Consider the following 16,291-nt stretch of genomic DNA (forward strand, 5'->3'; position numbering starts at 1 on the left):
GTGCCCCTCGGAGCAGGCTCGGACGGCCTGCCAAGCAGGAATCGACGTCGATGGTGTCGAACGATGATGCCCGGCCATCCATCGTCGCGAAAGTGTGCATTTCTTTGACCAATGTCGCCGTCATTCCAATTTTCTCCGCCAATCTGCGTGCAATATTGGCGCAATTCGCGAATTGCGAGAATTTCGTGCGGGAGACGGGCACTGCCGCTGCGGCGGCTCCGCCGAACGGTCCCGCTCGGCCGCGAGCGAGATGCGCGCGACGCTGTCGACTTTGGCTCAGTTGCCCCCAGCTTGCTCTCCGACCCGGGCCGGTGCGGGCTTGATGCGGCGCGGCGATCATGATCGGTTGCCGCGATGATGTCGCCGCCTTGGTCGCTTTCCGACAATTCCTGTGCTCCCCGCTATCGCCGCGGCTGGGTCGACGACGCCGTCGCTGCCATCGAGGCCGACCAGTGCCGGACCGCCGACACGCATCTGATCCGGCTGATCGTGCCCGCGCTCGCCGGCATCGATATCTACCTGAAGGACGAGTCGACGCATCCGACCGGCAGTCTCAAGCACCGGCTCGCGCGCTCGCTGTTTCTCTATGCCCTCTGCAATGGCCATATCCGCGAGGGCACGCCGGTGGTCGAGGCCTCCTCGGGCTCGACGGCGGTGTCGGAGGCCTATTTCGCGCAGATGATCGGCGTGCCGTTCTACGCGGTCATGCCGCGCACGACCTCGGCGGAGAAGATCGCGGCGATCACCCATTACGGCGGCAATTGCCATTTGATCGATGACGGCCGCTTCCTCTACGCCGAGGCGGCGGCGCTCGCGGCGCGGCTCGGCGGCCATTACATGGATCAGTTCACCTTCGCCGAGCGCGCTACCGACTGGCGCGGCAACAACAACATCGCCGAGTCGATCTTCAACCAGCTCCAGGGCGAGCGTTGCCCGCTGCCGGAGTGGATCGTGATGGGGGCGGGGACCGGCGGCACCTCGGCGACCATGGGCCGCTATCTGCGCTACCGCCGCTTTCCGACGCGGCTCTGCGTCGCCGATGTCGAGCACTCCGCGTTCTTCGATGCGTTCTGCAAGGGCGACTGCGCTCAGACCTGCGACCGGCCGTCGCTGATCGAGGGCGTGGGACGTCCGCGCTGCGAGCCGTCGTTCGTGCCGGGCGTGGTCGACCGGATGATGAAGGTGCCGGACGCGGCCTCGATCGCGGCGATGAACGTGCTGACGCGGCGCTTGCGCCGGCCGGTCGGCGGCTCGACGGGCACCAACTTCCTGGCGCTTTGCAGGCTTGCCGCGGAGATGCGGCAGCAGGGACAGACCGGATCTCTGGTCACGCTGATCTGCGACTCCGGCGAGCGCTATCGCCAGACCTATTACGAGCCGCAATGGCTGGCGGCCCGCGGCCTCGATCCTGCGCCCTACGAGGCGGCGCTGTCGGCCTTCCTCGACACCGGCGCGCCGCTGCCGATCGAGATTGCGGACGCCGTGAACCCGCAGCAGGCCTGACAAAGTCTCCATCCGGCCGTAGGGCGCCGGGCGGAAACGCCACCGCCATCGCCGGGATCCCTGATCTGGATCAACGAACGCGCCTGAGAACTGCGCTTTCGTCCGACCAACGCATGCTTCGAGGCGCGCCCTGAACGCCGCGTGCGGAAAGCAGGGCAGGGGAAGGACGGATCAGGTGATGAACTACGACAGCTATTTCGACCGCGCCCTCGACCAATTGCATCAGGAACGCCGCTACCGCGTCTTCGCCGATCTCGAACGCCTCGCCGGCCGGTTCCCGCGGGCGATCTGGCATTCGCCTGACGGTCCGAAGGACGTCGTCATCTGGTGCTCCAACGACTATCTCGGCATGGGCCAGCACCCCAAGGTGATCGGCGCCATGGTCGACGTCGCCGCGCGGATGGGGACGGGGGCCGGCGGCACCCGCAACATCGCCGGCACCAACCATCCGCTGATCGAGCTCGAGCGCGAGCTCGCCGATCTCCATGGCAAGGAAGCGGCGCTGGTGTTCACCTCCGGCTACGTCTCCAACGAGACCGGCATCTCGACGATCGCAAAACTGCTGCCGAACTGCCTGTTGCTGTCGGATGCGCTGAACCACAATTCGATGATCGAGGGGGTGCGCAAGTCGGGCGCCGAGCGGCAGATCTGGCGGCACAATGACCTCGCCCATCTGGAAGAGCTCTTGCGCGCCGCCGATCCGGACCGGCCCAAGCTGATCGTCTGCGAGAGCCTGTATTCGATGGACGGTGATGTCGCTCCGCTGCATCGGATCTGCGACCTCGCCGAGCGCTATGGCGCGCTGACCTATGTCGACGAGGTCCATGCTGTCGGCATGTACGGCCCGCGCGGCGGCGGCATCGCCGAGCGCGACGGCGCCATGGCCCGGATCGACATTCTCGAGGGCACGCTGGCCAAGGCGTTCGGCTGCCTCGGCGGCTACATCGCCGCCAATGCCAATCTGATCGACGCCGTCCGCTCCTATGCGCCGGGCTTCATCTTCACCACGGCGCTGCCGCCGCCGGTCTGCGCCGCCGCGACCGCGGCGATCCGCCACCTGAAGACCTCGCATTGGGAGCGCGACCGCCACCAGGACCGCGCCGCCCGGCTCAAGGCAGTGTTGAACGCCGCCGGCCTGCCGGTGATGCCCTCGGACACCCACATCGTGCCGGTCCATGTCGGCGATCCCGAGAAGTGCAAGACCGCCTCCGACCTGCTGCTGGCCGAGCACGGTATCTACATCCAGCCGATCAACTACCCGACCGTGCCGCGCGGCCTGGAGCGGCTGCGCATCACGCCGTCGCCGTACCATGATGACGGCCTGATCGATGCCTTGGCCGAGGCGCTGGTCGATGTCTGGGACCAGCTCGGCCTGGCGCGCGCCCCGCAGGCGCTGGCGGCGGAGTAGGCCGCCGGCTGTCCCCTCGATCGTTCTCCCCGCCTGTCAGGTGACCCTGTCAGTTTGATCTGCCGCAATGCCGCCCGCGCCCGCTCGGGCGTAGTCTTTTGCGATCAGGGGAGCATGCCGGCTCGGCACAACCCAGCCCGGCGCAAAGAGGCAGCCATGGCAAAGATCATCGAAGCGCTGCTGCAGGAGCACCAGAACCTCGAGAAGCTTCTTTCGGTGCTCGAGCATGAACTGGAGCTGTTCGATCACAATCGGCGGCCCGACTATGACATCCTCCAGAGCATCATCGCCTATTTCGAGGACTATCCGCAGCGCTGTCATCATCCCAAGGAGGAGATGATCTTCGGCAAGCTGCGTACGCGCGACCCCGCCGCAGCGGCGACCTATGGCGACGTCGACGACGAGCACGAGACCGAGGCGCAGCGGCTGCGCGGCTTCGCCGACGCGGTCAACGCCGTGCTGTCGGACCAGGAGATCCTGCGCGAGAGCTTCCACGCTGCCGTGCTGCAGTTCATCGACAGCCAGCGCGAGCACCTGCGCAAGGAGGAGACGCTGCTGTTTCCGGCCGCCCTGCGCGCGCTGCAGGCCGAGGACTGGGCCGATATCGACGCCCGCATGTCGGACCGCAAGGACCCGCTGTTCGACGGCGACGTCGCCGAGAAATTCCACAACCTTGAGCGCACCATCCTGCGTTGGGAGCAGGAGGCCGAGCAGGCGCGCGCCGCCGCCGCCGGCTGAAGGACGCTTTGTCTCACGGGCGCTTTGTCTCACCGACGTGTCGTCTCGATTGCGTCCGGCGGTCAGAGGGCTATAGTTCCCCTTCGGGGGTAGGTACTCACTCGCGGAGTTCACCATGACCGCTTCGAATACGGGGCTCGATCCTGTGAGGTCGCTGACCAAGGGCGGCCCTGAGATCGCTTCCCGTGACATCGCTGCCCGCGACATCGCCGCCCGCCGGGTGCAGATGCCGATGTCGCAGCAGAACGCCTTCGGCAGCCACGGCTACGACATGTACCAGCAGGAATTGGTGCGCCTGTCCGGTTGCCAGGAGCGCTCGGCCCGGCGTGAAAAGAAGCGCGCCCTGCTGCTGAGCTGATCGCGCTCGAGTCATCCGCCACTCCGCCGAGAACAGCTGCGGCGCAGGGTTGCGCCGACCGGCCTTGTCTATCGTCGTGGGAGCGCCGTGAAGTTTTGACGCCTTCGTCGCAACCCCCTTAACTCGTCGTTAACCAGACCGCGCGACCCTGTTCGCATACTCCCCCAGGAGTGCGCGACGGAACCGGACGGCCGGAGCCGGCAGTCGCGACAAGAAGCCGGCGGCGTAACGCCCGCCGGCTTTTTTGCGCGCGAAGGCTGGCTTGCGCTCGACGGTTCGGCCCGACAGTGTCTTTGGAGCGTGACACACCTGGCGTTGCCTCAGTTGCGCCGAGCCAGCGAGCGCAGGAAGCCCTGGTACTCCTCGTTGAGCTCCATATCGACCGCGGGCGCGAGCCGCAGCAGGACGTTGGCGATGAACGCCTGGTCGTTGCGCGGCTCTTCCAGCACCTCGCGCAGGACCGGGACGTTGTCCTCGATGTGATGCAGGAAGGCGACGCCTTTCTCGGCCGTTTCGGTCCAGCGCGCCCGGGTCCATTTCGCCAGCGGATACATGATCTCGTGGACGAAGTTGGATTTGCGCGCCTTCTCGAAGAAGCGCAGGCCTGCGCTCCAATACTCCTTCGCGCGCAGCGGCGGCGGCGGCAGATCTCCCGCGAGCATCTTCTTGCCGGCCTGTCCGACAAAATCATCGAGCGTGGTCGGCGCATCGATGGTGGTGCGGAAGTGCCAGAGGGCGAATGAGCCAGGAAAATCCTGGCCCATCTGATCGCGCAGGGCGGTCTCGACCTTGTCGACGGCCGCCTTCTCGCCCTTCAGCGAAGCCGTCATCGCGAAGGCGAACAGCGCATCATTGCCGACCTCGTGCACGCCGCCGTTCTGCAGTTGCGCGGCCGACAGAGCGGGGGTCTTGCCGTCCGCGGGCACCGTGGCCTCGCCCGCGCGCTGCGCCTTGATGAAGGCCGTGATCTCGAGCCAGCCCATCAGGTTCGCGATGAAGGCGTCGGGATCGACATGCACGATCGCGAGATTCAGCGGCTCCTTGCGTTTCCTCAGCTCCGTCATGTCGGTCATTTGAGCACTCCGCCGCACTTGCCAACGCGCGAGCGCTCTGTCGGCTTTGCGACAGCACCGTCCCGCTCACGTGATCTTCCGCAATGGGGCAGCAAGAAGGGTGCCAGGGCTTTTCAGACGTCTCGCGGCGCGCCTCGCACGGAACGAGTTTTGCTACGTGGTCCAGAGGCTGATTTCGCGACGAGGAGGAGGGCGGCCATGTTCACGCGCGTCTGCAAGGCCGACACGATCGACGAGGGCGGCATGCGTCTCGTCATCGCCGATGCCCAACTGATCATGCTCGCCTGGCCAGACAATGGTGAGCTCAAGGCCTATCAGGGCATCTGCCCGCACACGGCGGCGCCGCTGGAGGACGCGGGCTTCGACGGCAAGCTGCTCAGCTGCCCGGTCCACAACTGGACCTGGGATGCGCTGACCGGCATGCCGGTCCATCCGCTGGAAAGCGCCTTGGCCGAATACCCGGTCAAGGTCGAGGACGGGGTGGTCTACATCGACACGGACGGGATAACGCCGCTCTTTGCCCCCCGCTGAGCCCGGTGGATCGGATCGATGAAGACCGTCACGGGCGGCTTGCCCGTCCGAGAAAACGCCTCTATACGTTCGCCGCGCGCGGCACGGAATCACCCTGGTGGTTCAGCCGATCCCGCAAATCATCGTCTCAAACCGCTGATTTGTTACGGATTTTTACCAAGAACGTGCAAGCGACGGTGATACCGCAGGCTCAGGTCCGGTGTCATTGGACGTCTTGCTCCCTTCGTCTATCGGTTAGGACGCCACCCTTTCACGGTGGAGAGAGCGGTTCGATTCCGCTAGGGAGCGCCATCCGCGCCAGTTTTCTCCCCAGAATGCCCATTCGGACCTGCTCCTGCCGCCGGGCGTTTTCGCGCGTCAACCGCCGCTCCACGATCCGGTCAACGCTCCATTAGGGTCCTTCCCGTACTGCAACGGGCAATCAGGAGACGATGATGGCCGCGACCAAGAAGCGGGAAGCCCGTAAATCGATGAAGCAGCCGGCGTGGATCACGCTGGATGGCGGGTTCGCCGTGCGCCATTGTCTGGTCCAGGACATCTCGAGCGCCGGGGCCAAGCTGACCCTGCAGGACGCGGCCGCGCTTCCGGCGACGATCCGTCTGGCCTTTGCGCGCGATGCACGGACGGGACGGCTGTGCCAGGTGGTCTGGCGCCGCGGTGCGTCGGTTGGCGTGAAGTTTATCGGCAAGTAGCGCAACGCTGTCGCGTCGCGGCGAGCGTCACGCTATCAAGCGGCCATGACGAGATCTTTCATCCTCGCGGCGGCCGCATGGCTCTCGCTCGCAACGGCCGCCTGCGCGGGGTCGCCGGGATCATCGCTGCTGTCTCCGACAACGCCTGCAAGCAACACGGCGCCTCCAGCCAAGAGCGCGGCGGCAGCCGGCAAGCCGGCGCCGCGTTTCGGCGCCAATCCCTGTGCGTCCTATGGCGCCAATTTCGTCCGCGTCGAGGGGACCACGACCTGCGTCAAGCTCGGCGGAGCCTTGCGGGTCGAGACGGGCACATCCGTCGGCCGCTGAGATTTCACGACAGCGGCGGCGCGATGTAGCGGATGAAGGCCGGCCGCTGCGCGATCAGCCCGTACCAGCGCGCCAGGTTCGGCAAGTCCGGTTTGACGACGCCTTCGACCCCGAACCAGCGCCGCGCGTAAGCGCCGAGCGCGATGTCCGCCAGCGTGAAGCTCTCGGCCTCGATGCAGGTGCGTGTCGCCAGATGGGCATCGAGCATGCGCCACATCACCGCGGCCTCGTCGGCGGCCTTTTGCAGCGCCGCCATGTCGCGCTGCTCGGGAGGCGTTCGCACCAGGCCCCAGAACAGCGGACGCTCGGTCGGCTGCACCGTCGACAGCGTCCAGTCGAGCCAGCGCTCGATGCCGGCGCGATGCCGCGGCGCGCGCGGGTAGAGCGGGGTGTCTCCGCCATAGGCGAGGCAGAGATAGCGCATGATCGCGTTGCTCTCCCACAGCACGAAATCACCGTCCACCAATGTCGGAATGCGGCCGTTCGGGTTCATCGCGAGATAGTCGGCTTCGGTGTTGCGGCCGAACTGCATGCCGGCGTCGATCCGCCGATAGGGAAGGTCGAGCTCCGCGAGACACCACAGCACCTTCTGCACGTTCACCGAATTGGTGCGGCCCCAGATCGTCAATTGCTTGTCGGCGGACACCTGCGTCTCCTGTCTCGCGATCCCTGCGCGGATCTTAACGCATGTTACGCAAAAAGCCCCGCGCGACGGCGGGGCTTTTCGGTTGAGCGATATCGCTCGCGGTGATCAGCGGCCGAAGAACAGCCACAGCAGAATGATCACCGGGATCGGCACGCCCAACAGCCACAGCAGAATTCCACGACCCATCTCGGCCTCCTCGTATCGTCTGCGTCAATCGGAGCGACAACGCGAGGAGGGCCTCGATGTTCCGGGCGATGAGTTCGTCGGAGGACCTACCAGTGGCCGGTGTTCGGCATCGACAGCCAGGGCTCGGCCGGCGGCTTCGGTTCGCCTTTCTGCAGCAGCTCGATCGAGTGCAGGTCGGGCGAACGGATGAAGGCCATGTTGCCGTCGCGCGGCGGACGGTTGATGGTGATGCCGAGCTTCATCAGCCGGTCGCAGGTCGCGTAGATGTCGTCGACCTCGTAGGCGAGGTGGCCGAAGAAGCGGTCCTCGCCATAGCTCTCCTCGTCCCAATTGTAGGTGAGCTCGACCAGCGGCGCGCCGCGCGTCGCGGGCAGGCTCTTCAGCAGGTGTTCATCCTCCGGCGCGCAGAGAAACACCAGGGTGAAGCGGCCCTTCTCGTTGTCGATCCGCCGCACCTCCTTGAGGCCGAGTGCGTCGGAATAGAATTTGAGCGCGGCGTCGAGATTACGCACGCGCAGCATGGTGTGGAGATAACGCATCGTTCTTGTCTCCCTGAACTCGAGGCGGATGTTCGACGGCCGCCATTCGACGCCGATCCATAGCAGCATTCGGCTCTCGCGCGCATCCCGGCCCGTGCTGCGACCGCGCGATCTCGCGCGGAATTGTGGTTCGCACGGGGAGCGTGTCCTGTCGTTCTCGACAGCGCGCCGCAGGCCTTCCGGGGGCGCGCGAATCGCTATTTTGGCAGTGATTCGCGACCTGCATGAACGGACGCGATGCGGTCTTGCGCGGGATTTTCAGCGCTTTTCGGCTGTGATGTGCGGCCAAAATCACGCAGCCATGTCGAAAATGCCTAGAAATATAGGGGAAAATGAATCGCATGCTCCATTCGATCGGCATCGCAGCTTGACTTCTCCGCGCTCCGTTGGAATTTTGGCGCCACTGTAGGTGCTTCGGGGCCCCTTGAAATGCAGGAGAATCCCGAAAAATCGCGGGGTGTCACACCACCAGACGACTGAAGTCCCGGCTGTGCAATGCAGCCAGAAAGCCCCGACCAGTCTGCGCAGCAATGCGCTGATAGCCGCGCAGTCGTCACGTCATTCATCCGTACCAATCACATCGGTACCAATCACAAGGAGATACGATGGCTACCCAACTGTCCAAGTCGCAGCTCATCGAGAAGATCGCGACGACCACCGAGCTGTCCAAGCGTGACGTCAAGAACGTCATGGAGACGCTGACCGATGTCGGCCACAAGGAGCTGAAGAAGAACGGCGTGTTCCTGGTGCCGGGCTTCGCCAAGTTCGTCGTCGTCAAGAAGCCGGCCGTGAAGGCGCGCAAGGGCACCAACCCCTTCACCGGCGAAGAGATGATGTTCAAGGCCAAGCCGGCTCGCAAGATCGTGCGCGCCCGCCCGGTCAAGGCGGCCAAGGACGCCGTCGCCTGATCAGACCATCACGGTCGATCGATCAAAGGCCCCCTGGAAAGGGGGCCTTTTTGTTGGGGCTGTCTTGTTTGGATCTGTCGTGTTGCGGGAGATGACGGCCCGTCGCGGCTGCGGTGGGTGACGTTGCCATCTGAACGCTGCCGTTTGAACGACAGCAGCGCCAGCACGACGGAATATGCTCGTCGCGTGGCGCCACCCTCGAAGACTGGGCCCTGAAATCCCCAGTACTCATCTGTCTCGATGGACCGGCCGAAGGTTCAAGGGTTTTTACGGGGGAGAATGAAGGGCCGCAGGCGCATCCGTTCGAGGGCATCACGAACCGCGCGAGCGATCCACAGGGCTTGAGGAAAAATCCCGCAATATGGCGCAGCAAGCCGTTGATTCCGCAGCCTCGCGGACTGCATCCGGGACTGTGGATATGCTGCGGATGGGCTGTGGACGATATTGTGTGAGATCTCGTGCGTTCAACGGCAACCGCCGAGCCGAGGAGGCTCGCCGGCACCGAGACCCGGCGCTCCTTGCGCGTCGTCTGACCCATGGTGCAGCGAGGCGATCGCAACGAAGCCGCCATAGCCGAGAATGTTGAAGAAGAGTTCCAGCCAGGAAGCCATTACGCGTCACCTCAACAGACTGAACGTATGGCGGCCGCCGTGGTTCCGTCGAACGCGGTGCCGGCTCAGCCTGCAACCAATTCCTCCTCGTCTGCGTTGTTTGGACGCATGGAATTGGAGGACAACATGAGAAGAACATTGGCTGTACTGGCTGCCGCAGGCGCAGTCGCTGCCACCACGCTGGCTGCACCCGCGCCGGCGCAGGCGCGCGGTATCGGGCCAGGCCTCGCATTCGGTCTCGCGGCCGGCGCGCTGACGGCTGGCGCCATCGCCTCGTCGCATCCTTACTATTACGGTCCGGGATACGGCTATTACGACTATGGCCCGCGCTACGTCTACGGCCCCGGTCCCTACGCCTATTATGGCGGGCCGTATTATCGTCGCCACCACCACTGGCGCCATCACTGGTAAGCGCAAGCGCCAGCGGTAAGACCAAGAGCCCGGAAGGCATCGCCTCCGGGCTCTGCTGTGCGTGCACGGAGGATGCGCTACTCGGCAGCTTCGCCGCGTTGCGCCTTCTTCCAGGTCTGGCTCGCATAGGCTTCGCGCTCGCGTGCGAACTTCTCTTGTGTCGACTTGAACCGCGCAACGCGCGCGGCGATGTCGGCGCGCTCCTGGGAGCGCCGGTCGTCCTGTTTCTCGTTGTGTCTCACGGCTTCTCTCTGTTCCGGGTGCCATCCGGCGAGCCTCGCCCTGAGACGCGTGACAAACTTCCTGGCGAATCGCTGCCACGATGTGGGTGCCTGATTGAGGCGTGATTGCGGTGAAGGCTCCGCGGCTCGCGCGGTGGGCTGGGGAGAGTGGCGCCGTCCGGCCCGCTTTGCCTCTTCCGGTAGAACGCTGGCTGCCGACTCGCATCGCGTGTTGGCGGGCAACAAAGCTCAAGTGGGGAGGCGCATCGGACGCATGCCGAGACCCTGCGGCGCCTGCCGTGCTATGACACGGCCACGATGATGCGAGGTCGGATGGTTCGAGACAGGCGCGATGATGGCATCTGATCTGCACGATGGCGTGAATCGCCTGGGGGACCTGATCGCCGCGGCGCGGGTGATCGTGCCGTTCACCGGCGCGGGCATCTCGACCGAATGCGGTATTCCGGACTTTCGTTCTCCAGGCGGCCTATGGACACGCAACCGGCCGATCGATTTCAGCGAGTTCGTCGCCAGCCAGGATGCGCGGGACGAAGCCTGGCGCCGGCGCTTTGCCATGCAGGACACCTTCGCCGCTGCGCGACCCGGCCGCGGTCACCTGGCGCTGGCGTCGCTCTACCGGGCGGGAAAAATTCCCGCCGTGATCACGCAGAACATCGACAACCTGCATCAGGACTCCGGCTTCGCCGCCGACCATGTCGTCGAGTTGCACGGCAACACCACTTATGCGCGCTGCATCGGATGTGGGCAGCGCTACGAGCTCGGCTGGGTTCGCGAGCGCTTCGATGCCGATGGTGCGGCGCCGGATTGTCCGGCCTGCGCTCAGCCGGTGAAGACGGCGACGGTGTCGTTCGGTCAGTCCATGCCCGAAGCCGAGATGCAGCGGGCCGGCGAACTCGCGCAGCACTGCGATCTGTTCATCGCGATCGGGTCGTCGCTGGTTGTATGGCCCGCAGCGGGCTTTCCATTGATGGCAAAACAGGCGGGTGCACGCCTCGTGATCATCAACCGGGAACCGACCGATCAGGACGACGTTGCCGACCTCGTCATTCGCCAAGACATCGGTGAAGTACTCGGGCCCTTTGTCCGTAATTGAACGGAAATTGATGCATTTTTGTCGGCAAGTCTGTTCATATGCCTCACTGTAACCGATTTTTATCTATGCGCGGCACGAGGGAATGTTATCTTCGATTCGAGAGATTCGCGTGACTCGTCGAGGGTATAGGTGATGAGCGCGCGCATAAGACGCCGTTGCAGGGGTGGCGGCTCACAATTCATCTGTGAGGTCCGGGGTTATGGGGTCGGACGGATTTGAGTCCAAGAAGCTTGGAGTACCGGTTGTTGGTGTATCGACACCAAGCCGGCTCGGGGCAGACTATCAAGGCGGCGTCGCGCGAGACTCGGCGCTTCGAGACGCAGGGCTTCGAGACTCGGGGCTTCGAGATTCTGCGATCGACGCGCTGACCGGTCTCGGCGAGAACCTCGTCGAGATCAGCGGCGTCATCAAATGGTTCGACGCTTCGAAGGGATACGGCTTCATCGTTCCCGACAATGGTTGGCCGGACGTGCTGCTGCACGTCACGGTGCTCAGGCGCGACGGCTATCAGACTGCCTATGAGGGCGCTCGCCTGGTGGTGGAATGTGTCCAGCGCGCCAAGGGCTACCAGGCCTTCCGCATCGTCTCGATGGATGAGTCGACGGCGATCCATCCGGCGCAGATGCTCCCGCCGCGCACGCATGTCACGGTGACGCCGACCAGCGGGCTGGAGCGGGCCCAGGTCAAGTGGTTCAACCGCCTGCGTGGTTTTGGCTTCGTCACCTGCGGCGAGGGCACGCCGGATATCTTCGTGCACATGGAGACGCTGCGCCGCTTCGGCATGACCGAGCTGCGTCCGGGGCAGTGGGTGCTGGTCCGCTATGGGCCGGGCTCCAAGGGCATGATGGCCGCGGAGATCCATCCGGAAACGGGCTCCCCGGCACTGTCGTCGCACTGAGCGGCGCGAAATAGACCCATTCGGCGGCCTCGGAGGATCCCTCTGGGGCCGTTTTTGTAGGGCCTGCCTTCAGGTCGGAGCGTTCCGGCGGTCTTGCTGCGGACGCCGCGACCGTGTAGTGACGTGGCCTTCCCAGGAGATCGGGGTATAGCGCAGCCTGGTAGCGCGGCAGTTTTGGGTACTGCAGGTCGTTGGTTCGAATCCAGCTGCCCCGACCAATTCCACGGCGGCGACCGCCGTATCCGCGCTCGGACGCGCGCAAGACTTGCGACACTCGAACAACCGGCACCCGAACACATGATGCGCGATGGCTTCGGCGCGGCGCCGACGGCGACCTGCGTGGGCTCGGCCATGCCCGTGGTCCGCCACATAAAAATTCGGATGCTCCCGCAGCGGCAAGACCCGGGAGCATCCGAAGTGTGCGGCTGAATCCGGGGAAGGAACATCCGCTGGCCGTCACATCATCCGAATCCGGATCGCCGGTCTTTGCGCTAAATCAAATCGCGTGCAGGGGGGCGCCGCTGCTGCGGACACGGCTGCGGATCACCGCGCCAACTCGTCTTGCGCCAGCCGTCCGTCGATGATGTGGACGCGCCGTTGCATCTGCGCGGCCAGATGCAGGTCGTGCGTGACCGCGACCACGGTCTTGCCTCTGACCGTCACGAGGTCGCGCAGAATGCCGAACACCTGCGCGGTCGAGGCGGTGTCGAGACTGCCGGTCGGTTCGTCGGCGAGGATCACCGGCGGATCGTTGGCAAGCGCGCGCGCCACCGCCACGCGCTGGCGCTGACCGCCCGACAATTTGTCCGGCGTCTTGCGCAGATGATCGGCGAGACCGAGCGACGCCAGCAGCTCCTCGGCCCGCGTCGTGATGGCGCGCGGCGACAGCCGCCCGAGCGCGCGCATCGGCAGCGCGACGTTCTCGGTGATGGAGAACTCCGGCAGCAGGAAATGAAACTGGAAGACGAAGCCGAGACGCGACAGCCGGACCTCGGCGCGCTCGTTCTCGCTCATGGCCGTCGTCGAGCGGCCGTCGATCAGCACGTCGCCGCGGCTCGGCAGGTCGAGCAGCCCAAGCAGATAGAGCAGGGAGGATTTGCCCGAGCCCGACGGGCCGGTGATGGCGATGAACTCGCGCGCGTGGATCGCGAGATCGATGTCGGCGACCAGCGTGACCGGGACCTCGCCGGGCAGCACCTTCGTGACATCGCGCGCCTCGATCAGCGGCGCGCTCATGTCGCGCCCCGGATGATGTCGACCGGATGCAGCCGCGCCGCCGCACGCGCCGGGAAGTAGCCCGCGACGGCGCTCGAGACCAGCGCGACCGCGCCCGCGAGCAGATAGTGCTTGAACGAATACAGCACCGGCAGATGGTTATAGTCGGAGAACGGCGTCTTGAACTCGAGCGAGGCAAGTCCGCGCGTCAGCAGATAGCCGAGAACCCAGCCGAGCACGGCGCCGGTCACGCCGATGAACAAGGCCTCGATGATGAAGATGCCGCGCACCGTGCGATCGCGGAAGCCGAGCGACTTGAGGATGGCGATGTCGCGCGTCTTCTCATGGGTGATCGTCGAGATGATGTTGTAGGTGCCGAAGCTCGCGACCAGCAGGATGGCGCCGACGATCGTGTACATCAGCACGTTGCGCAGCGTGATCGCCGCCAGCAGGTCCTCCTGGGCCTCCTGCCAGGAGATCGCCTTGTAGCCGGTCTGGTCGCCGATCCGCTCGCTGATCAGACGCGCCTGCATCGGATCGTTGGTGCGGACGCGGATCTCGTTGATCACGCCGGTCTGGCGTTCCAGGATCTGCGCGGTCCGCAGCAGCACGTAGCCCGTGGTCTCGTCGGTGACGCGAAAGCCGGAATGGAAGGTGCCGACGACCGTGGCGTTCATGCTCGTGCCCTGGGCCGAGGCGAGCGTGATGTTGGAATTCACGCGGGCGCCGATCTTGGCGGCGAGACGGTCGCCGAGCAGGATGGCATGCGAGGAGCGATACAGCGAATTCAGGGTGCCCTGCCGCATATGGCTTGGCAGCGTCGACACATCGCCCTCCGTGCGCGGGTCGATGCCGATGATCGAGGCGGTCAGGTTGCGTCCGGCGAAGCGCAGCACCGCCTTGGACTGAACCGAGGGCGTCAGTGCGCCCGGCACCCAGTTCCGCAGTGACGCCATGGTCGCCATCGGGTTCTTGATGCCGGGGCGGCGGACATTGGGCGTCAGCCCATGGAATTCCGCGGCAGCATAGACTTGGTCCGCAGGCTGTCGGCTCGGCTGGCGCAGCTCGTCGGTGATGGAGATGTGGGGCAGCGCGTCGACCAGAGTCCGGATGAAGTCGTCCTGCGAGCCCTCCATCATCGCGGCCATCATGACCGAGAAGGCCACGCCGGTCATGACGCCGGCGATCGCGACCAGCGTCTGGCGGGCGCGATGGCGGACGTGAGTCCAGGCAATGGTCAGAACGAGAGTCACGGTCCGGAGGTCTCGGGCTCGATCGCGCGAACCCGTTCGCCATCCCTGATATCGGCGGTCGCAGGCGAGGCGACGAGTTCGCCTTCTTGCGCGCCGTCGAGCACCTCGACCGCGGCGGAGCCTCGGATGCCGAGACGGACCTTGCGCCGATGCACGCGCCCGCCCTCGATCACGAGCAGGGTGTTGTTGACGACGGCATTGGCCGGCGCCAGCACCGCATCGGCCTTTTCGCGGCTGACGATGTTGGCCTCGACGCTCATGCCGACGCGCAGCGGCGTGTCGTCCGGAAGGCCGATGCGCACGCGAAAGGTCTTCGCGATCGGGTCACCGGCCGGCGTGATCTGCTTCACCGTGCCCGGCAGCGCCTGGTTGCCGAACGCGTCCGTCCGAAGCAGCGCCGTCTGTCCGACCTTGACGCGGGGAATGTCCTCCTCGTTGACGTCGGCGACCACCCAGAGCGGCCTTTCCAGCCCGACGCGGTAGAGGATGGTGCCGGGGTCGACCATGTCGCCGACCTCGCCGTCTTCCTTGAGCACCACGCCGTCCATCGGCGCGACCAGCTTGTAGTAGTCGAGCCGCTGGGTCTGGGCCGCGATCTGGGCGCGGACGCGGGCCAGGTCGCTTTCGGAGCGCTGATAGGCCTGCGAGGTGGCGGCGCCGCGGGCCAGCAACTGCGTCTGCCGCTCGAATTCGTGGCGCTGGAAATCTTCCTGCGCGCGCAGATCGTTCAGCGTCGCCTGGGCTTCCTTGTCGTCGAGCCGCGCCAGCAGGTCGCCGGCCTTGACCGGCTTGCCCTCGCAGCGGCAGCGCTCGACGATGCGGCCGCGGACCAGCGGCGTGGTGCGCGACCACGTCTCCGGCTCGACCGCTCCGGTCGCATAGACGATCTCGGCTGCCGTGTCGCGGGCGATCCTGGCTGTCATGACGGCGGGGCCACGCAGCCACCACGCTGTGATGCCTGCGCCGGCGCCGAGAAGGACGACCAGCAAGAGCAGGGTCGACCAGGAAAAACGACGCCGGCCGCGATCGGCGGCCGGCGTCGCAGGAGTGCGATCAGGCGTCGTGGGCTTCACATCGTCCAGTGTGAGCATGTCCATGATCGACCGGACCTTGCGGCCAGACTGCCGCTGTCAGCCCGCGGTGCCCGTCGCCACCCGAGGCGGCGCCATCTTGAAGTGCTGCTTGGCGTAGGCGACGATCTGCCGGTCCGTCGGATGGTCGGCGGCCTCGACCGCCACGATGCGCTTGCCGACGGCGGGATGCTTCTCGTGCAGATATTTGGCCAGCTCGGTCTTGGCGCTGGCCGGGCCGATGATCAGGATCTCGCCGGCGTCGTTGAGCGCGTGAGCGATCTCCTCGAGAAAATGCTTGTCCGGCGCGGCGTGGCCGCTGCCGATCGCATTCGCCTTGTGGTGCAGATGCTTGGTCTGCAGATGCGGATGCAGCGTCACCTCGTCGGAGCCGGTGAGGCCGATATGAAACAGCTTGGCCTCGCTGTGATCGAGCCACACGACGGCGTGGAAATGGGTCGACATGATCTGGTCCTTGTCAGCAAACGTGCCAGCGGGATCGCCGCCTGGCGGCCTGCGCGCTTGCGACAAGCGCGCGCCGCAGTGGCGGCATCTCGTATGCTGCGGACCTTAGCGGGCCCGAGACGGG

General features: G+C 65.5%; 20 protein-coding genes and 2 tRNA genes. 13 read left to right on the forward strand and 9 right to left on the reverse strand.

Annotated elements, in window-relative coordinates; all coding sequences use genetic code 11:
• Positions 1-354 precede the first annotated feature (354 nt).
• From ACQR1Y_RS16670 to ACQR1Y_RS16685, 4 genes are all read left to right on the forward strand, one after another.
• Entirely contained in the window at positions 355-1,503 is a 1,149-nt protein-coding gene (locus ACQR1Y_RS16670) for a PLP-dependent cysteine synthase family protein (RefSeq protein ID WP_434875953.1), read from the forward strand.
• A 178-nt stretch (positions 1,504-1,681) separates the two neighbouring features.
• Positions 1,682-2,911, forward strand: coding sequence for a 5-aminolevulinate synthase (gene hemA, locus ACQR1Y_RS16675; protein WP_434875954.1), 1,230 nt, complete (start codon positions 1,682-1,684; stop codon positions 2,909-2,911).
• Positions 2,912-3,067: 156 nt separating this feature from the next.
• Positions 3,068-3,649: a hemerythrin domain-containing protein gene (locus tag ACQR1Y_RS16680; protein WP_434875955.1), complete on the forward strand. Its 582-nt coding sequence runs from the start codon at positions 3,068-3,070 to the stop codon at positions 3,647-3,649.
• Between the two features lie 115 nt (positions 3,650-3,764).
• Positions 3,765-4,007 carry a hypothetical protein gene (locus ACQR1Y_RS16685; protein WP_434860843.1) on the forward strand — a complete coding sequence of 81 codons (243 nt, stop codon included), beginning with the start codon at positions 3,765-3,767 and terminating at the stop codon, positions 4,005-4,007.
• 320 nt (positions 4,008-4,327) lie between these two features.
• On the opposite strand, the gene ACQR1Y_RS16690 is transcribed toward ACQR1Y_RS16685, so the two are convergent.
• Positions 4,328-5,080: a hypothetical protein gene (locus ACQR1Y_RS16690; protein ID WP_434875956.1), complete on the reverse strand. Its 753-nt coding sequence runs from the start codon at positions 5,078-5,080 to the stop codon at positions 4,328-4,330.
• A gap of 198 nt (positions 5,081-5,278) precedes the next feature.
• On the opposite strand from ACQR1Y_RS16690, the gene ACQR1Y_RS16695 reads away from it, so the two are divergent.
• The 4 genes from ACQR1Y_RS16695 (at position 5,279) to ACQR1Y_RS16710 (ending at position 6,630) form a co-directional block, all read left to right on the forward strand.
• Entirely contained in the window at positions 5,279-5,611 is a 333-nt protein-coding gene (locus ACQR1Y_RS16695) for a Rieske 2Fe-2S domain-containing protein (protein ID WP_434860841.1), read from the forward strand.
• Positions 5,612-5,827: 216 nt separating this feature from the next.
• A tRNA-Glu gene (locus tag ACQR1Y_RS16700) sits at positions 5,828-5,902 on the forward strand.
• A gap of 143 nt (positions 5,903-6,045) precedes the next feature.
• Positions 6,046-6,303, forward strand: a complete 258-nt coding sequence (locus tag ACQR1Y_RS16705) for a PilZ domain-containing protein (protein ID WP_434860840.1) — start codon at positions 6,046-6,048, stop codon at positions 6,301-6,303.
• Positions 6,304-6,348: 45 nt separating this feature from the next.
• Positions 6,349-6,630: a porin gene (locus tag ACQR1Y_RS16710; RefSeq protein WP_434875957.1), complete on the forward strand. Its 282-nt coding sequence runs from the start codon at positions 6,349-6,351 to the stop codon at positions 6,628-6,630.
• 4 nt (positions 6,631-6,634) lie between these two features.
• Here the strand turns inward: ACQR1Y_RS16710 and ACQR1Y_RS16715 are convergent, their stop codons facing one another.
• Positions 6,635-7,276 (reverse strand): glutathione S-transferase family protein, encoded by a 642-nt coding sequence (locus ACQR1Y_RS16715; RefSeq protein WP_434875958.1) that lies wholly within the window; start codon positions 7,274-7,276, stop codon positions 6,635-6,637.
• A gap of 272 nt (positions 7,277-7,548) precedes the next feature.
• Entirely contained in the window at positions 7,549-8,001 is a 453-nt protein-coding gene (locus ACQR1Y_RS16720; RefSeq protein WP_434860837.1) for a VOC family protein, read from the reverse strand.
• A 605-nt stretch (positions 8,002-8,606) separates the two neighbouring features.
• Between ACQR1Y_RS16720 and ACQR1Y_RS16725 the strand changes: the two genes are divergently transcribed.
• A complete protein-coding gene (locus ACQR1Y_RS16725; RefSeq protein ID WP_006614754.1) occupies positions 8,607-8,909 on the forward strand; it encodes an HU family DNA-binding protein in 303 nt (100 codons plus the stop codon).
• A 464-nt stretch (positions 8,910-9,373) separates the two neighbouring features.
• Here ACQR1Y_RS16725 and ACQR1Y_RS16730 read toward each other — a convergent pair whose 3' ends face one another.
• Positions 9,374-9,520, reverse strand: coding sequence for a hypothetical protein (locus ACQR1Y_RS16730; RefSeq protein ID WP_434860836.1), 147 nt, complete (start codon positions 9,518-9,520; stop codon positions 9,374-9,376).
• A 126-nt stretch (positions 9,521-9,646) separates the two neighbouring features.
• Here ACQR1Y_RS16730 and ACQR1Y_RS16735 point away from each other — a divergent pair, with 126 nt between their 5' ends.
• Positions 9,647-9,931: a hypothetical protein gene (locus tag ACQR1Y_RS16735; protein WP_434860835.1), complete on the forward strand. Its 285-nt coding sequence runs from the start codon at positions 9,647-9,649 to the stop codon at positions 9,929-9,931.
• A gap of 77 nt (positions 9,932-10,008) precedes the next feature.
• On the opposite strand, the gene ACQR1Y_RS16740 is transcribed toward ACQR1Y_RS16735, so the two are convergent.
• Positions 10,009-10,173 (reverse strand): hypothetical protein, encoded by a 165-nt coding sequence (locus ACQR1Y_RS16740; RefSeq protein WP_434860834.1) that lies wholly within the window; start codon positions 10,171-10,173, stop codon positions 10,009-10,011.
• Between the two features lie 331 nt (positions 10,174-10,504).
• Between ACQR1Y_RS16740 and ACQR1Y_RS16745 the strand changes: the two genes are divergently transcribed.
• The 3 genes from ACQR1Y_RS16745 (at position 10,505) to ACQR1Y_RS16755 (ending at position 12,382) form a co-directional block, all read left to right on the forward strand.
• Positions 10,505-11,266 (forward strand): SIR2 family NAD-dependent protein deacylase, encoded by a 762-nt coding sequence (locus ACQR1Y_RS16745; protein ID WP_434875959.1) that lies wholly within the window; start codon positions 10,505-10,507, stop codon positions 11,264-11,266.
• A gap of 199 nt (positions 11,267-11,465) precedes the next feature.
• Complete coding sequence (locus ACQR1Y_RS16750; RefSeq protein WP_434876031.1) at positions 11,466-12,164, forward strand: cold-shock protein; 699 nt, start codon at positions 11,466-11,468, stop codon at positions 12,162-12,164.
• Between the two features lie 141 nt (positions 12,165-12,305).
• Positions 12,306-12,382, forward strand: a tRNA-Pro gene (locus tag ACQR1Y_RS16755).
• A gap of 325 nt (positions 12,383-12,707) precedes the next feature.
• Here the strand turns inward: ACQR1Y_RS16755 and ACQR1Y_RS16760 are convergent.
• The 4 genes from ACQR1Y_RS16760 to ACQR1Y_RS16775 are packed head-to-tail and all read right to left on the reverse strand — an operon-like array spanning position 12,708 to position 16,167.
• A complete protein-coding gene (locus ACQR1Y_RS16760; protein WP_434875960.1) occupies positions 12,708-13,400 on the reverse strand; it encodes an ABC transporter ATP-binding protein in 693 nt (230 codons plus the stop codon).
• Entirely contained in the window at positions 13,397-14,632 is a 1,236-nt protein-coding gene (locus ACQR1Y_RS16765) for an ABC transporter permease (protein ID WP_434875961.1), read from the reverse strand. The genes ACQR1Y_RS16760 and ACQR1Y_RS16765 overlap by 4 nt, the downstream gene beginning before the upstream one ends.
• A complete protein-coding gene (locus tag ACQR1Y_RS16770; RefSeq protein WP_434875962.1) occupies positions 14,629-15,723 on the reverse strand; it encodes an efflux RND transporter periplasmic adaptor subunit in 1,095 nt (364 codons plus the stop codon). Before ACQR1Y_RS16770 ends, ACQR1Y_RS16765 begins: the two co-directional genes overlap by 4 nt.
• 39 nt (positions 15,724-15,762) lie before the next feature.
• Positions 15,763-16,167 (reverse strand): translational machinery protein, encoded by a 405-nt coding sequence (locus tag ACQR1Y_RS16775; protein WP_434860829.1) that lies wholly within the window; start codon positions 16,165-16,167, stop codon positions 15,763-15,765.
• Positions 16,168-16,291: the final 124 nt, after the last annotated feature.

The organism is Bradyrhizobium sp. HKCCYLRH3099, from assembly GCF_051167855.1.
Classification (GTDB): Bacteria; Pseudomonadota; Alphaproteobacteria; order Rhizobiales; family Xanthobacteraceae; genus Bradyrhizobium.

Coding starts and splice junctions, on each gene's coding strand:
- hemA (WP_434875954.1), top strand. CDS start 1,682: ATGAACTACGACAGCTATTTCGACCGCGCCCTCGACCAATTGCATCAG.
- ACQR1Y_RS16695 (WP_434860841.1), top strand. CDS start 5,279: ATGTTCACGCGCGTCTGCAAGGCCGACACGATCGACGAGGGCGGCATG.
- ACQR1Y_RS16685 (WP_434860843.1), top strand. CDS start 3,765: ATGACCGCTTCGAATACGGGGCTCGATCCTGTGAGGTCGCTGACCAAG.
- ACQR1Y_RS16775 (WP_434860829.1), bottom strand. CDS start 16,167: ATGTCGACCCATTTCCACGCCGTCGTGTGGCTCGATCACAGCGAGGCC.
- ACQR1Y_RS16710 (WP_434875957.1), top strand. CDS start 6,349: ATGACGAGATCTTTCATCCTCGCGGCGGCCGCATGGCTCTCGCTCGCA.
- ACQR1Y_RS16680 (WP_434875955.1), top strand. CDS start 3,068: ATGGCAAAGATCATCGAAGCGCTGCTGCAGGAGCACCAGAACCTCGAG.
- ACQR1Y_RS16730 (WP_434860836.1), bottom strand. CDS start 9,520: ATGGCTTCCTGGCTGGAACTCTTCTTCAACATTCTCGGCTATGGCGGC.
- ACQR1Y_RS16725 (WP_006614754.1), top strand. CDS start 8,607: ATGGCTACCCAACTGTCCAAGTCGCAGCTCATCGAGAAGATCGCGACG.
- ACQR1Y_RS16745 (WP_434875959.1), top strand. CDS start 10,505: ATGATGGCATCTGATCTGCACGATGGCGTGAATCGCCTGGGGGACCTG.
- ACQR1Y_RS16770 (WP_434875962.1), bottom strand. CDS start 15,723: ATGCTCACACTGGACGATGTGAAGCCCACGACGCCTGATCGCACTCCT.
- ACQR1Y_RS16720 (WP_434860837.1), bottom strand. CDS start 8,001: ATGCGTTATCTCCACACCATGCTGCGCGTGCGTAATCTCGACGCCGCG.
- ACQR1Y_RS16670 (WP_434875953.1), top strand. CDS start 355: ATGATGTCGCCGCCTTGGTCGCTTTCCGACAATTCCTGTGCTCCCCGC.
- ACQR1Y_RS16690 (WP_434875956.1), bottom strand. CDS start 5,080: ATGACCGACATGACGGAGCTGAGGAAACGCAAGGAGCCGCTGAATCTC.
- ACQR1Y_RS16735 (WP_434860835.1), top strand. CDS start 9,647: ATGAGAAGAACATTGGCTGTACTGGCTGCCGCAGGCGCAGTCGCTGCC.
- ACQR1Y_RS16760 (WP_434875960.1), bottom strand. CDS start 13,400: ATGAGCGCGCCGCTGATCGAGGCGCGCGATGTCACGAAGGTGCTGCCC.
- ACQR1Y_RS16750 (WP_434876031.1), top strand. CDS start 11,466: ATGGGGTCGGACGGATTTGAGTCCAAGAAGCTTGGAGTACCGGTTGTT.
- ACQR1Y_RS16705 (WP_434860840.1), top strand. CDS start 6,046: ATGGCCGCGACCAAGAAGCGGGAAGCCCGTAAATCGATGAAGCAGCCG.